The sequence below is a fragment of the Clostridium sp. KNHs214 genome (genome assembly GCF_000744935.1).
Lineage (GTDB): Bacteria > Bacillota > Clostridia > Clostridiales > Clostridiaceae > Haloimpatiens.
In genome coordinates this window covers 237442-252036 of record NZ_JQMW01000011.1, presented here as the reverse complement: position 1 = coordinate 252036, position 14595 = coordinate 237442, and the positions used below count along the sequence as shown (strand labels likewise).

The 14595-nt window shown below is 30.3% G+C and carries 16 protein-coding genes and 1 pseudogene; 14 read left to right on the top strand and 3 right to left on the bottom strand.

The genetic code is table 11. The features are described from left to right. From kdsA to CC89_RS09815, 9 genes are all read left to right on the top strand, one after another. Positions 1-828, top strand: a complete 828-nt coding sequence (gene kdsA / locus CC89_RS09855; protein ID WP_035291742.1) for a 3-deoxy-8-phosphooctulonate synthase — start codon at positions 1-3, stop codon at positions 826-828. A 17-nt stretch (positions 829-845) separates the two neighbouring features. Continuing rightward, the gene (locus tag CC89_RS09850; RefSeq protein WP_035291740.1) at positions 846-1820 is read left to right on the top strand and encodes a KpsF/GutQ family sugar-phosphate isomerase; all 975 of its coding nucleotides are present in this window, start codon (positions 846-848) and stop codon (positions 1818-1820) included. Positions 1821-1822: 2 nt separating this feature from the next. After that, entirely contained in the window at positions 1823-2305 is a 483-nt protein-coding gene (locus tag CC89_RS09845) for a KdsC family phosphatase (RefSeq protein ID WP_035291738.1), read from the top strand. Between the two features lie 83 nt (positions 2306-2388). Beyond that, positions 2389-3294 (top strand): glucose-1-phosphate thymidylyltransferase RfbA, encoded by a 906-nt coding sequence (gene rfbA / locus CC89_RS09840; RefSeq protein ID WP_035291735.1) that lies wholly within the window; start codon positions 2389-2391, stop codon positions 3292-3294. 15 nt (positions 3295-3309) lie between these two features. Continuing rightward, complete coding sequence (gene rfbC / locus CC89_RS09835) at positions 3310-3885, top strand: dTDP-4-dehydrorhamnose 3,5-epimerase (RefSeq protein ID WP_035291733.1); 576 nt, start codon at positions 3310-3312, stop codon at positions 3883-3885. A 13-nt stretch (positions 3886-3898) separates the two neighbouring features. After that, positions 3899-4948: a dTDP-glucose 4,6-dehydratase gene (gene rfbB, locus CC89_RS09830; RefSeq protein WP_035291731.1), complete on the top strand. Its 1050-nt coding sequence runs from the start codon at positions 3899-3901 to the stop codon at positions 4946-4948. A gap of 109 nt (positions 4949-5057) precedes the next feature. Next, entirely contained in the window at positions 5058-5900 is an 843-nt protein-coding gene (gene rfbD, locus CC89_RS09825) for a dTDP-4-dehydrorhamnose reductase (protein ID WP_035291729.1), read from the top strand. Between the two features lie 72 nt (positions 5901-5972). Continuing rightward, complete coding sequence (locus CC89_RS09820; protein ID WP_035291727.1) at positions 5973-6275, top strand: hypothetical protein; 303 nt, start codon at positions 5973-5975, stop codon at positions 6273-6275. A 117-nt stretch (positions 6276-6392) separates the two neighbouring features. Continuing rightward, positions 6393-6755: a hypothetical protein gene (locus tag CC89_RS09815; protein WP_035291725.1), complete on the top strand. Its 363-nt coding sequence runs from the start codon at positions 6393-6395 to the stop codon at positions 6753-6755. A gap of 562 nt (positions 6756-7317) precedes the next feature. Here CC89_RS09815 and CC89_RS09810 read toward each other — a convergent pair. Then, positions 7318-7839, bottom strand: a complete 522-nt coding sequence (locus CC89_RS09810; protein WP_035291723.1) for a PIN domain-containing protein — start codon at positions 7837-7839, stop codon at positions 7318-7320. Beyond that, on the bottom strand, positions 7832-8131 hold the full coding sequence (locus CC89_RS09805) for a UPF0175 family protein (RefSeq protein ID WP_035291720.1): 300 nt from the start codon (positions 8129-8131) through the stop codon (positions 7832-7834). Before CC89_RS09805 ends, CC89_RS09810 begins: the two co-directional genes overlap by 8 nt. Positions 8132-8475: 344 nt before the next feature. Here CC89_RS09805 and CC89_RS09800 point away from each other — a divergent pair, with 344 nt between their 5' ends. The 4 genes and pseudogenes from CC89_RS09800 (at position 8476) to CC89_RS21115 (ending at position 11958) form a co-directional block, all read left to right on the top strand. Continuing rightward, positions 8476-9042, top strand: a complete 567-nt coding sequence (locus tag CC89_RS09800) for a transposase (protein WP_035291718.1) — start codon at positions 8476-8478, stop codon at positions 9040-9042. A gap of 41 nt (positions 9043-9083) precedes the next feature. Then, positions 9084-10637 (top strand): annotated as a pseudogene (locus tag CC89_RS09795) (YifB family Mg chelatase-like AAA ATPase); the annotation flags it as partial. 40 nt (positions 10638-10677) lie between these two features. Then, positions 10678-11745 carry a DNA-processing protein DprA gene (dprA, locus tag CC89_RS09790; RefSeq protein ID WP_242971910.1) on the top strand — a complete coding sequence of 356 codons (1068 nt, stop codon included), beginning with the start codon at positions 10678-10680 and terminating at the stop codon, positions 11743-11745. A gap of 78 nt (positions 11746-11823) precedes the next feature. Then, positions 11824-11958, top strand: coding sequence for a hypothetical protein (locus CC89_RS21115; RefSeq protein WP_278320095.1), 135 nt, complete (start codon positions 11824-11826; stop codon positions 11956-11958). A 52-nt stretch (positions 11959-12010) separates the two neighbouring features. On the opposite strand, the gene CC89_RS19535 is transcribed toward CC89_RS21115, so the two are convergent. Continuing rightward, positions 12011-12607, bottom strand: a complete 597-nt coding sequence (locus tag CC89_RS19535) for a helix-turn-helix domain-containing protein (RefSeq protein WP_051931682.1) — start codon at positions 12605-12607, stop codon at positions 12011-12013. A 640-nt stretch (positions 12608-13247) separates the two neighbouring features. Here CC89_RS19535 and CC89_RS09780 point away from each other — a divergent pair. Continuing rightward, positions 13248-14537, top strand: a complete 1290-nt coding sequence (locus tag CC89_RS09780) for a chitobiase/beta-hexosaminidase C-terminal domain-containing protein (RefSeq protein ID WP_035291712.1) — start codon at positions 13248-13250, stop codon at positions 14535-14537. Positions 14538-14595 lie beyond the last annotated feature (58 nt).

Genomic DNA, 14595 nt, shown 5'->3' with positions numbered 1-14595 from the left:
ATGCCTACTAAAACTATTAATGTTAAAGATATTAAAATAGGTGGAAATAATCCATTTGTATTAATTGCTGGACCGTGTTCTATAGAATCAGAAGAGTTGGTCATGAAAACAGCTGAGAAAATAAAACAAATAACATTAGATTTAAGAATACCTTATATATTTAAATCGTCTTTTGATAAGGCTAATAGAACTTCTATAAATTCATATAGAGGACCGGGATTGGAAGAAGGTTTAAGAATTTTAGAAAAAGTTAAGAAAGAATTTGATTTACCTATTTTGACAGATATACATTTACCAGAACAAGCGCAACCTGTTTCAGAAGTAGTTGATATAATTCAAATACCTGCTTTTTTATGTAGACAAACTGATTTATTAATAGCTGCAGCAAAAACAGATAAATGCATTAATATTAAAAAGGCTCAATTTTTAGCAGCATGGGATATGAAAAACGTAATAAACAAATGTTTAGAGATTGGGAATGACAAAATAATGTTGTGTGAAAGAGGAACAACATTTGGTTATAATAACTTGGTTGTTGATATGACTGGTTTAGTAGAAATGAATAAATTTGGTTTTCCGGTAGTATTTGATGCTACTCATAGTGTGCAGAAACCGGGTGGCAAGGGAAATAGTACTGGAGGAAATAGAGAATATGTAGAATATTTATCGAGGGCAGCTATTTCAATAGGAATTGATTCTTTGTTTATGGAAGTACATCCGGATCCGGATAATGCATATTCGGATGGTCCTAATATGGTTAAATTAGATCAGCTAGAAGAAATTCTTAAGAGATTAAAATTAATTGATGATCTAGTTAAAACTTATTAACGGTGGAGGGGAGTTAAGTGAATATTTTAGAAGAAGGTAAAGAGGTATTTGATATAGAGATTCAATCGTTAATTTATTTAAGAGATAAATTAAATGGTGAATTTGTGAATTTAATTAAATTAATTCAACAAAGTTCTGGAAGAGTTATCATTACAGGAATGGGTAAGTCTGGGCATATAGGAAGAAAAATTGCAGCTACAATGTCAAGTTTAGGAACACCATCGTATTTTTTACATCCGGCAGAAGGATTGCATGGTGATTTGGGACAAATAACTAAAGATGATATAGTAATTGCATTAAGCTACAGTGGACAAAGCGATGAGGTTATTGGGCTTATTCCATCTATAAAAAAAATAGGAGCTAAATTGGTAAGTATCACAGGAAAATCTAATTCATTATTGGAGGAATCAGCTGATTTAAGTATAATATTACCAATAATCAGTGAAGCTTCTACATATAAGTTGGCTCCAACAACAAGTACTACTGCTACTTTAGTATTTGGAGATGCTTTAGCTGTGGTTTTATCAAAGTTGAATAATTTTACGCCAGAGGATTTTGCTGTATTTCATCCTAATGGAGCATTGGGGAAAAAATTATTATTAGACGTAGATTCATTGATGAATAAAAATGGGGATAACCCAATAGTAAATTATGATGCTAACCTTAAAGAAGCAATTGTGGTTATGAGTTCAAAAGGTTTAGGGGGAGTTAGCATAATAAATGATGAAGGTAAATTAGTTGGACTATTAACAGATGGCGATTTAAGAAGAATTATTGAAAAAAATAATCAGATTAATATTTTTAATATAAAGGTTAAAGACGTAATGAATGTAAATCCAATAGCAATAAATAAAAGTGAAAAAGCTGTAAAAGCTTTAGAAGTAATGGAAAATAGGAAAAGGCAAATAAGTATATTACCAGTAATAGATGATGAGGGATATTCAATAGGAATGATTAGACTCCATGATATAATAAGGGCAGGTATAGTATAAAAATGAAAGAAAAATATAAAAAAATAAAGATGTTAATAATGGATGTTGATGGAACGTTAACAGATGGGAAAATATATATCGGAGCTAGTGGAGAAGAATTTAAAGCTTTTAATGTTAAGGATGGTTACGGAATAAAATTATTAAAATTGAATGGAATAATTCCGGCTATAATAACAGGAAGAAATTCCGAATTTGTATTAAGAAGAGCTGAAGAATTAGGAATTGAAGAAGTATTTCAAGGAATAGAAAATAAATTACAAAAATATGAAGAATTAAAAATGAAATACGATCTTATTGATGATGAAATAGCATATATTGGTGATGACATTAACGACTATGAAATATTAAAAAAAGTTGGAGCAAAATTTGCAGTTGCCAATTGTGTTAGGAATTTAAAAACTATTGTTGATTATGTATCAGTACTTAATGGTGGAGATGGTGCAGTGAGAGAAATTATAGATTTAATATTAAGTAATGACATATAAGAAATTTGTTTTAATGAAAAAATAAAAAAGTTTTACAGTCATCAAAAGATAAATGTGAAAAATAAAATCTAAGGGGGCAAAATATGAAAGGTATAATTTTAGCCGGAGGCTCTGGCACAAGACTTTATCCAATTACTAAATCCGTTTCAAAACAAATATTACCTATATACGATAAACCAATGATTTATTATCCATTATCAGTTTTAATGCTTGCAGGTATTAGAGAGATACTTATAATCTCAACTGAAAGGGATCTTCCTTGCTATAAAGAATTACTTGGTGATGGCAGTGAGGTTGGTCTTGAGATTTCTTATGCTGTACAAGCTGCACCTAATGGATTAGCAGAGGCTTTCATTATAGGTGAAAAATTTATAGGGAATGATAAGGTGGCTTTAGTTTTGGGTGATAATATTTTCTATGGCTATGGCTTTAGTGAAAGACTTAAAAATGCTGTAGAAAGAGATGAAGCTACTATTTTTGGGTACCATGTAAGTAATCCAACGGAGTTTGGAGTAGTAGAATTTGATGAAAATAATAATGTAATTTCTATAGAGGAAAAACCTCAGTTTCCTAAATCTAATTATGCAGTACCAGGATTATATTTCTATGATAATGAGGTAGTGGAGATAGCTAAGAATGTTAAGCCTTCTGCTAGAGGGGAACTTGAAATTACTTCTGTTAATAATGAGTACTTAAAAAGAGGTAAGTTAAAAGTTGAGCTATTTGGTAGAGGTATGGCTTGGCTCGATACAGGAAGCCCTTCAGGCTTATTAAATGCTGCAAACTTTGTTGAAGCTGTCCAAACGAGGCAGGGACTTTATGTAGCATGCATAGAAGAAATTGCTTATAAAAAAGGCTTTATAACTAGAGAGCAGCTTCTTAAATTGGCTCAACCTTTGATGAAAACAGAGTATGGAAAATACCTAGCTCAAATTGCAGATGATTATAAAGAAGCTCAAGCTGAGGTTGCAGCAACAGAAAATATTTAAAGCTTGGAGGTAACTATGGGAAAGTTTAAATTTATAGGAACTAAAATAAGAGATTTATATATTATAGAACCTACTATTTTTGGTGATAATAGAGGCTATTTTATGGAGACTTACAGCAAAAAAGATTTTCATGAGGCTGGACTTACTATGGAATTTGTTCAAGATAACGAAAGTAAGTCTAAAAAAGGAGTACTTAGGGGTATGCATTTTCAAACAAAGCATACTCAAGGTAAACTTGTTCGTGTTACAGAAGGAGAAGTTTATGATGTAGCAGTGGACTTAAGAAAAGGCTCACCTACTTTTGGACAGTGGAAAGGTGTTCTTTTGACTGCTGAAAATAAAAAGCAGTTTTATGTGCCAGAAGGTTTTGCACATGGATTTTTAGTTATGTCAGATACAGCAACTTTTAATTATAAATGTACAGATTTTTATGCACCAGAGTATGATAGTGGACTTTTATGGAATGACGAAGAAGTTGGTATAGAGTGGCCATTAGAAGGTATAGAAGAAATATTGTTATCAGAGAAAGATAAGGTACAAAAGAAGTTATCAGAGTTAGAAGTACCTTTTATATATGAAGAAAGAAAGTAGGGGAATAACAATTATGAAAACTTATTTGGTAACTGGCGGAGCTGGTTTTATAGGTTCAAACTTTGTACTTTATATGCTTAATAAGTATGAAGATATAAAAATTATAAACTTAGATAAGTTAACTTATGCAGGAAATTTAGAAAATCTAAAAGATATTGAAAAGGATGAAAGACATATATTTGTTCAAGGTGATATATGTGATAATAAGTTAGTATCAAGCTTATTTGAAAAGTATGAAGTAGACTATGTGGTTCATTTTGCAGCAGAATCTCATGTTGATAGAAGTATAAAGGAACCAGAGATTTTTGCTAAAACTAATGTGCTTGGAACAGTTAACTTACTTAATTGTGCAAAAAATGCTTGGGAAACAGCTGATGGATGGAAAGAAGGAGTAAAGTTTCATCATGTATCTACTGATGAAGTCTATGGTTCTCTTGGTGAAACAGGATTCTTTACAGAAACTACACCGCTAGATCCACATAGCCCATATTCAGCAAGTAAAACTGGTTCAGATTTAATGGTTAAAGCTTACTTTGATACATATAAGATGCCAGTAAATATTACAAGATGTTCAAATAACTATGGCCCATATCAATTCCCAGAAAAATTAATACCACTACTTATAAATAACTGCTTAAATCATAAGGATTTACCTGTTTATGGTATTGGAATGAATATTAGAGATTGGCTTTATGTTGAAGATCATTGCAAAGCTATAGATATGGTTATCAAAAATGGTAGAATAGGTGAAGTTTACAATGTTGGTGGACACAATGAAAGAACTAATATAACTATAGTTAAAACTGTTATAAACTATATCAATGAACATGTAGATAAAGAAGTTACTGAAAACTTAATTAAATATGTAGCAGATAGAAAAGGTCATGATTTAAGATATGGAATAGATCCAGCTAAGATTAAAGACGAGCTTGGATGGTATCCTGAAACAACTTTTGAAGTGGGTATAGTTAAAACTATACAATGGTATTTGGATAACCAAGAATGGATGAAGAATGTAACATCTGGAGAGTATCAAAAATACTATGAAAAAATGTATCAATAAGTAAATTTTAAAAACTCTCAGAGTGACTGTAGGGGTAAGGTATAGTAGTAAACTATGGTCTTATCAGCAGCAGTATGTTCTGAGAGTTTTTTTATAAGGGGTGGAAAAAATGAAGGTATTAATAACAGGCGCTAATGGACAGCTAGGGAGAGAATTAACAAAACAATATAAAGAAAACAGTAATGTAGAATTAATACTTACTGATGTAGTAGATTTAGATATAACAGATGTAAAAGCTGTATATGAATTTGTAAATAATCATAGGCCGGAAGTAATTATAAACTGTGCAGCTCATACTGCTGTGGATAAATGTGAAGCAGATGTAGATATGGCATATAAAATTAATACAGTAGGACCTAAAAATCTAGCAGCAGCTGCAAATGCTATAGGAGCTGAAATAGTACAAGTATCCACTGATTATGTTTTTGATGGAGAAGGGGATAAACAGCTTACAGAATTTGATGAAGTAAATCCACAAACCGTATATGGAAAGACTAAGTTAGAAGGTGAAAAATTTGTAACTATGCTTAATCCTAAGCACTACATAGTAAGAACTGCATGGCTTTATGGTGACGGAAATAACTTTGTAAAAACAATGCTTAAATTAAGTGAAACTAATAAAACTTTAAAAGTAGTTGATGACCAAAGGGGAACTCCTACAAGCACTGTAGACTTAGCTAGAGTGATAATAAAACTGATAGAAAATAAAAACTATGGGATATTCCACTGTACTTGCAAAGGCGAATGTACGTGGTATGATTTAACTAAAGAAATATTTAGAATAAAGGGTATAGATACAGAAGTTATTCCTTGTACTACAGGGGAGTTTCCAAGACCAGCTAAAAGACCTAAGTATTCTGTGCTTAGAAACTATATGTTGGAATTAAGCATTGGAGATATAACTAGGGATTGGAAAGAGAGCTTGGAGGAATATTTAAATATTTTGATTTAATATAGTAGAGTTTGATTATAGATTAATATATCTAGTGTATACACGTGATTTTCGTGAAAGGAGGTGATTATTATGGGCGAATTTAAAGATAGAAGTGATTTAATATATGATAATTTAATTGAAAGATTAGAAGAAGAAGGATATATAATTTCAACATCTGAAAACAACAAAATTGTAGGTTTGATTAGAGATGAACAACTAGAAGATTCTGATGCATTTGAACAATTAGTAAATGATGCAATAAAGACTATAAATTATATTAGAAGCGAAAACGTATCTGAAGGATTTCAATGCAGTGAATGTGGAGAAGAAATAACTTTTGGAACCAATGCTGGTACTGGTAGATGTATTAATTGCGAGAGTGAAGTTGATTAGATGTTTTTTAGTTAAGCATCTATTGAACTTGGGTGGACTGCTAAAAGAGGTATATTAGAAATGTGTAGGGATGCTTGGAGATTTGAGAAGAACTACACTGATTAAGGGGGGAAATTAATGGAAAAGGATTTTAAATACGTAATAGATGGAAGTCCTATTGATTATTTTTATACTACTTTATCAAAAGAAGATTTAATTCAGGCTTACCGCAATGAATATTGTTGCAGTGGGGAATTTGTAGAAAATTTAAATGCTAACTATGACTTTATTGTATCAACGGTGGAAAGACTCGGACATGAAAAGCCTCATACGGTTAGATATTTTTCAATTCCTCGATATGGATGGTGTGATATGGAATTGTGTGCTGTAGCAAAGATAGATAATAATGGGACAACATTTATGTTTACAAACAATAGAGAATTTGCGCAGTTTATAAGCGAAAACAGTGGATATAGTTTTGACGTAGAAACTTTAATATAGATTATATTAATACAGAGAATAATAAAAGCGGAGAATTACAAAGAATAATAACAAGGTCATTACCTTTGCAAGCTTATAAAGTTGCGAGGTGATGGCCCTTTTTTATAATATTAAAAGATAACTTAGGAAGGCTAAATGTAATATATTAACTAGCACATAGGGGATAAGAGCAAGGTTAATTAGCCTAATGGTAGCAAACAAAAAAAGTCCTCCGCTTCGCTACATCCTTTTTTTGTCAGCACCCCTGGGGTGTAATTTTTACCAATAATTCAATAAAAAAACAAAAACACATGAATAAAGCAAACTAAACTTTAATCTATGTGTTTTTTATGCTATTGATATTATTTGAAAAAATACCTGCTAATCTCTAGGAGACTGGTATCTGGTTATCCAAAATTAGCAAACAAAAAAAGTCTTCCGCTCCGCTGCAGCCTTTTTTTGTCAGCACCCCTGGGTGTAGTTTTCTCCAATAATTATATAATATATTTTCAAATATTAACAGAGGAAATTCTGGGTAAATATCTTCACTATATAAAAGACAGTAAATATAATTCAAGTTTTATTATTTGTTTTCAAAAATTTTTTCTTCCTCACAAGCAATTTTTAAAGATTCTAAATATAATCTTTTTGAAATCCTATAACCTTCTTCAATAAGTATATCTAAATATAACTTGATTTCAGCAATTTTTCCTAATTTCTTTGCTAATTGTAGAATTCCTATGATTCCTATAGGTTTAAGCAACATGTCTTTGGCTCTATTTCTAGCAGATCTATCATCAATAATAACTTTATTAATATTTAATTCTTTAGCAGCCTGTATTACCTCTAATTCTCCACGATGTAATCTTCCAATCATTGATTCTACTATTTTATTATTTTTTATCTTATAAACTGTTATTTTTCCCTCATTAACGGCCTTTTTAAGTTCCTCTTGTCCATAATGTTTGAATTCATTGTTTTGAGTAATCTCTATATATACCTCTTCAGTTATATATACTTGGTTAAAAATTTCCCATAATAAATTTAATTTATTAATTATACTTAAGCCTATAATGGGACTGGAATTGCACACGATTTTAGTCATTTTTGTTATACTCCTTTAGTATATCCTTTATTGCCATTTCATCTTCTTTTATATCTTCATCTGTGTATTCACCCCAAGGAATATTTTTGAAATTAAGTATATATATAAAATCATTTAGTGAAAGTCTAGCAATTTCTGCCGCTCTAGCTAAGGAAACACTTTTAGCAACAAATAAACTTATTGCTATAGATATTCGTACATTTTCATCTAGGGAATCACCGTGAGCTAAGTCATCTAATAATGGAAGTATATCCTCTGGTATAACTACAGCATTATTTTTTCTTAATTCCATTAGCTTCAACCTCCTTTTTTATTATTATATCATGTATATATTATTATTATTGAACAATTTCAAATTTAAATGTTTATTAATTTTTAATTAAAATATGAAAAAAGCTTTAAAGTCTTCCGCTCCGCTACATCCTTTTTTTGTCAGCACCCCTGGGGTATAAATTTTACCAATAATTCAATAAAAAACAAAACACATAGATAAAGTAAACTAACTTTAATCTATGTGTTTTTTTATGCTAATTTCCCTTTATTCAAGTTTTTATAAATAAAATAAAGCAAATTAATGTGTAAAATTTATAGAAATGGTCATAATCAAGAATAGTGATGAAAAAGGAGGGTGCTGTTTTGCCTACACCAAAAGTACCTTGGTTTCCCGGAAGCAGCTGCCATATAACTGCAAGAGGCAACCATAGAAATGATATATTTAGAGATGGAGAAGATTTTCAATACTATTTAATATTGATAGAAGAGGCACTAGACCACTTTAAATATGATGGATATAAGATAATTTGCTATTGTTTGATGGATAACCATGTACACATATTAATAGAAACAAAGGATAAACCACCAGGTAAATTTATAGGGAGGGTAAATGCCATGTATGCAAAATATTTTAATAAAAAATATAATTACATAGGCCACTTATTTCAAGACAGGTATCATCCACAGTTTATAGAAACAGATGTCCAAATGCTTGAGGCTAGCAGATATATTCATTTAAACCCATTGAAAGCTAATATGGTTCAAAAGCCAGAGGAGTATCAGTGGAGTAGCTACAGCATGTATATAGGTGAAAAAAAAGAAAAAATTATATGTTCTGACAAAATTCTTTGTTATTACAAGGAAGCAGATAAAAGAGAGTTATATAAGAACTTTGTGGAAAGTGGTATAAAAGTTAAAATTGATGCATGATGGATGCATTATGAAATTGATCATAGTTTAATTTTAAGGAAAAGGAGATGAAATCTTTGGCTTCAGTTGTAAATAGTTTTGCCATAAGTGGAATAGATGCATATACAGTTAAAATAGAAACGGACACTATTTACGGTAAACCAGCTGTTTCTATTGTAGGCTTAGGTGACACTGCCATAAAGGAAGCGAGGGAAAGATTAGAAGCAGCTGTTGTTCATTCGAAATATGAATTCCCTAAAATGAAAATAGTAGTGAATCTTTCGCCCTGTGACGTGAAAAAAAGCGGTTCGCACTTTGATTTAGGTATGGCTATAGGTCTTCTTATACAATCTAAACAGTTGTGCACAGGGGATTTGTCCATCTTTGGATTTATAGGAGAATTATCATTGAATGCAGACTTAAGACCATGCAGTGGTGTACTGCCTATGGTTATTGAGGCAAAGAAAAGAGGAATCACTAATCTAATAGTTCCAAAGCGAAATCTAAAGGAGGCTTCACTTGTAAATGGTATAAATATATTTGGATTTGAAAATTTGAAGGAAGTAGTAGAATTTATTGAGGGAACTAATACTTATGAAAATGTAGAAAATTTTAAAGATGATCATGTGGTCAGAAGAAAATATTTTATTGATTTTGAGGATGTTCAAGGGCAGGATGAAGCCATAGAATTTATAACAGTAGCTGTAGCAGGAGGACACAATATACTGCTTTCTGGTTCACCAGGATGTGGTAAATCTATGATTGCAAAGCGAATTCCAACTATATTGCCGGCTATGACAGAAGAAGAGGCTTTAGAAGTAACTAAAATTTATAGTGTAGCGGGGCTTTTAAAAAACAGAGGCAGACTTATAACAGAAAGACCTTTTAGAGCGCCACATCATAATGCTTCAACTAATTCTCTTATAGGGGGAGGCAATAATGCCATGCCCGGTGAAATATCTCTTGCTCACAATGGAGTGCTTTTTTTAGATGAAATAGCAGAGTTCAATAAAGGCACTTTAGATGCTTTAAGACAGCCATTGGAGGATAATAAGGTTACTATTTCTAGGGTTAGGTTTACAAATACTTATCCAGCAAATTTTATGTTGGTTTCGGCAATGAACCCATGTCCCTGTGGTTACTATGGGGAAGATAGGTGTCATTGTACTGATTATGAGGTGTTAAAGTATAGGCAAAAGCTTTCAGGGCCCATATTAGATAGAATAGATATACAGAAAAATGTTCAACCAGTAGAGTTTATGAAGCTTTCTAAGTATGAAAAAGGTATATCCTCTCAGAAAATCAGAGAAATAGTTGAGAGAACTAGGAAAATGCAAATGGTTAGATTTAAAAATTTAGAAGGAGTAAATTGTAATGCTCAAATGACACCTTCTATGATTAAGGAATTTTGTGTATTAAACAATGAGTGTATTAATTTGCTTCAAATGGCTTATGACAGATTCAAATATAGCGCAAGAACTTTTCATAAGTTTTTAAAAGTAGCAAGAACTTTTGCAGATATGGATGGAACAGAAAATATTTTAAAGAAGCATGTGGCAAAAGCGCTTATTTGTAGAGAATTTGATAAGGAGCAAGCCAATATGATGGTGGTGTAAAGGAGAGTCTTAAATAGAAATGAATGTATATTGGATATGGTTGAGTGAAATAAAGGGTATAGGTCCAGTTATGGGTAAGAAACTTTTAGAAAAGTTTAACGTACCAGAAAATATATTTAAAGCTTCCTATCATGAGCTAATTAGCGTAGGGGGAGTAGGTGACAAAATTGCTAAAACTATAGTAGAGTCTAAAGATGAAACTATGAGTAGAGCAGATTTTATAATAAAAAAATGTATTATTAATGGTATAAAGATACTTAATATAAATGATGAGTTATATCCAATAGAAGTTAAGAAACTTAAAGATTCCCCCAATCTTTTATACTATTTGGGCAATATTAGAAAAAATCCTTTAGGTGTAGGTATAGTTGGCTCTAGAAGATGTACTGATTATGGGAAAAGAATAGCTAAAGAAGCAGCTGAATTTTTATGTGCGAATAACATAACTGTTATAAGTGGTATGGCAAAAGGAATAGATGGCTATTCTCATACAGCTTGTATAAATTTAGGGGGATATACTATGGCATTTTTAGGATGCGGTGTTGATGTAGTTTACCCTAAAGAGCATAAAAAACTTATGGAGAAGATTATAGAAATAGGAGCAGTGGTGTCCGAGTATCCTCCAGGTACCGAGCCAGATGCTAAAAATTTTCCAAAAAGAAATAGACTAATTAGTGCCTTTAGCAAGAAACTTCTAGTAATAGAAGCTAGCCGTAGCAGTGGGTCTCTTATAACAGCAGAATTTGCTAAAAAATATGGTAGACAAGTATTTGCTGCACCTGATAATATTTTTTCAAAAGAAAGTATAGGAAGCAATGAATTAATATTAAATGGCTCAAAAATATATATTTCCCCAAGGCAATTGCTGGATAAGTCTATTAAAAAAATTGAAAACTATGAACAAAATAATCAAGTACAAGCTACTAATAGTTTTAAAATAGATTCTATAGAAAAATTAATATTAAATTCCATACATAAAGAACCTAAAACCATAGATGAACTAAAAACTATTATAAATAATACCAGAGTAGACATTCTAGAAAAATTATCATTGATGGAATTGCAGGGAAAAATAAAAATTTTTCGAGGAAAAGTCCAAACACTCTAGAACAGGTAGCTAGCAAACAAAAAAAGTCTTCTCCTCCGCTCTATTCTTTTTTTGTCAGCACCCCTAGGGTATAATTTTATGTATATAGGAAAAGTAAAAGAGAAAATTATTGAGAGTGAAAAAATAGATGAAGCCATCGCAGGAGATGTGTATTACCTTGGGAGCTTTTTATTTTGCAGGACTGATGGCAACCCCAAAAAGTCTTTTGTTTAGCCCCAATCTTTTTCTGGTAGCGCCCCTGGGATGTAAATTTTAATAATTCAATCTACTCCAAAACCTCCTCATACTCAAAACTAGCATTACCCAGTAGTGCCTTTTCTAGCTTACTAAAATCATATTTTCTTTGAGTATAATCGTTGAAGGTATTGGTTTTATAGCTTTTTTTGTGATTTTTGAAGGTATTGCTATGGCCGTTATTACGGATATTACTGTAGTTACTATAAGAGTTATTACTGCAACTATTGGTATTATTACTAATATTATAATCAGTGTTGTGAATATTCATAGATGATTTATTAGCATTACTTTTTCTAGTTTTTAATGCAGCCCTAAAATCGCTGCATTTTTTTTGTATTTTTTGAGCAGTTTCCTGTACTTTTTTATTAAGTTTCTTTGGCAATATGTACAGATTGCTGGTAGAGCCACGTCTTTTTATTATAACAAGGCCTAGATTTTTTAGAGTTTTTAGGTATCTCTGTATTGTTCTTATGCTTTTATTCATTCTAGTAGCTAGAGTATTTTGAGATGGAAAACAATCTTTTTTATCTCCGTAGCAGTAGCTTTCTAATAGGCAGTATAGTTTTAAAGCTTGTCCATCTATATTAGTATTTAAAATCTCAGAATCAATTGATATAAAGCTCATATTCAGTACCTCCAGTTATTTTATTAAAGTCTAAGGCTTAAAGCTTAGAGTTTGTCCTTCTAATAACTAGATATGTATTTTTGAATATAATTCCACTTCAATTTTTAAGTTTTTTTATTATTTTAGAGAAATTAGTTTATATTATGTAATAGAAAGTTATATTAAAAATTCGCATTTAAAATGTGTATCAAAAAAGTTATATCTTAAAAACTAATTGATTAAGAATTACTATAAATATACTTAGTTTTTATTTATTCCCTTGTATTTATTATGGTGAAAGCAGATGTCGCATTGCAGAAGACAGGGCATGTCGTATTAGATGTGACAAAGAATGATTACCACCCCAGGAGTTCATTTTTTAAATTGAATACATAAGTTTTCTTGTAAATAAAAGTGCGTTAATGTATAATTAAGGTATGATATGTATAATATAGATAAAATGTAATATTACTAGAAAGTTTGGGAATTAGGCCTCAGATAAAAATATTAAACCAAGACATTGAGTTTTTCTTAGGAGACTCAATGTTTTTATTGTATTTTAAATTATGTAAATTAATATAAAGAATAATTATTATATGCAAATGTAATAATTTGATATAATGATTTTATGCATAAATACTAATGTAAAGGAAGAATGTATATGAATAAAAAGATTATTGGAGTTTTAGTTTTTATAATAAGTCTGATTGCTATTTTAATTTTATTATTTAGTGGTAGCAATAAAAGAAGTTTGAGCAAGGCTAATGAATATTTGAATAATGGACAAACTTCTAAAGCAATTGATATATTTAAGAAATTGGAGAATGATAGTAAACTAGGCATAGAAGCTAAGTTTGGCTTAGCTAAATCTTATATTAAAATGAATAATTATAATGAGGCTGAAAAAGAACTTGTTAGTGTAATAAATAATAAGCCGGATTACTATGAAGCTAATATTGAACTTTATAATTTATATAAGAGAGGTAATAGAATAGAAGATGCCTATACAACAGTAAAAAAATACTATAATTTAACTAAGGATAAAAGGGTTGAAAGACTTATAGATGAATCAGAAAAAGAAATTAGAAAAACGTTAGTAATAAATGTTAACCCTAAGGGCGGAGAAATGCACTTTGGTGATTATATAACAATAAATGCACCTGAGAATTGTAGTATATATTATACAATGGATGGCACGAATCCAAATAAAAATTCGCAAAAATATAATGAAAAGATTAAATTAAGTAAAAATGGTAGCATAACTTTAAGAGTTATGGTTATTAACAACAAAAATAATATAAGTAATGAAATAACCTATAAGTATAATGTAAAAAACAAGGAGATAATTCTTAATCAAGAATTGCAAAGAAAGTTTAATATTTTTATGAGTAATTTTGCGGAGATTCCATATGATATGAAATTTGCGGAAGGTAAGATATCTAATGAACAACTAATACTATTTGGTTTTTGGCATAATTATAGAAACCATTACAGAGGAATCTTTTCAAAAGGAGCTAATTATTTTGAATTTGAGAATCTTCACGATAAACTTAAAAAGGACTATATTGAATCTGCAGTGAAAAAATATTTTAATATAAATAGTATTAAACATCAATCAATACAAAAGGCTTATAATGATATATATGAATATAAAAATGGATATTATTACAAAATGCACGGCGATGGCGAGTGTCCGATAGATTACTCTGTTGTTTACAAAATGGAGGATATAGGAAATAACCAATATTATATATATGCTAAAAATTATCATACTAATGAATATAATCAAAAAATTGATTTGGATTACGATTATTATTCATTAAATTTTGATAATGCAGAAAAAATCTACAAAGATAAGTTTGACGGAGATAAAATAGAAATGGTTAGAGCAAAGGTTAAAAAGATAAATGAAAATGGTAGCGAGCGATATATTTTGTTAGAGTATAAATAAAAATGTTTTGGAAAAAATTCAATAAAAAACAAAGCCAATAATGCGTAGAATTTACATA

Bases quoted from the DNA above. Each gene is read 5' to 3' on its own strand.
- CC89_RS19535 (WP_051931682.1), bottom strand. From the start codon at position 12,607: ATGAGCTTTATATCAATTGATTCTGAGATTTTAAATACTAATATAGAT.
- CC89_RS21115 (WP_278320095.1), top strand. From the start codon at position 11,824: ATGTATATAGGAAAAGTAAAAGAGAAAATTATTGAGAGTGAAAAAATA.
- rfbB (WP_035291731.1), top strand. From the start codon at position 3,899: ATGAAAACTTATTTGGTAACTGGCGGAGCTGGTTTTATAGGTTCAAAC.
- CC89_RS09815 (WP_035291725.1), top strand. From the start codon at position 6,393: ATGGAAAAGGATTTTAAATACGTAATAGATGGAAGTCCTATTGATTAT.
- CC89_RS09820 (WP_035291727.1), top strand. From the start codon at position 5,973: ATGGGCGAATTTAAAGATAGAAGTGATTTAATATATGATAATTTAATT.
- rfbC (WP_035291733.1), top strand. From the start codon at position 3,310: ATGGGAAAGTTTAAATTTATAGGAACTAAAATAAGAGATTTATATATT.
- rfbA (WP_035291735.1), top strand. From the start codon at position 2,389: ATGAAAGGTATAATTTTAGCCGGAGGCTCTGGCACAAGACTTTATCCA.
- CC89_RS09845 (WP_035291738.1), top strand. From the start codon at position 1,823: ATGAAAGAAAAATATAAAAAAATAAAGATGTTAATAATGGATGTTGAT.
- kdsA (WP_035291742.1), top strand. From the start codon at position 1: ATGCCTACTAAAACTATTAATGTTAAAGATATTAAAATAGGTGGAAAT.
- rfbD (WP_035291729.1), top strand. From the start codon at position 5,058: ATGAAGGTATTAATAACAGGCGCTAATGGACAGCTAGGGAGAGAATTA.
- CC89_RS09805 (WP_035291720.1), bottom strand. From the start codon at position 8,131: ATGGAATTAAGAAAAAATAATGCTGTAGTTATACCAGAGGATATACTT.
- CC89_RS09810 (WP_035291723.1), bottom strand. From the start codon at position 7,839: ATGACTAAAATCGTGTGCAATTCCAGTCCCATTATAGGCTTAAGTATA.
- CC89_RS09780 (WP_035291712.1), top strand. From the start codon at position 13,248: ATGAATAAAAAGATTATTGGAGTTTTAGTTTTTATAATAAGTCTGATT.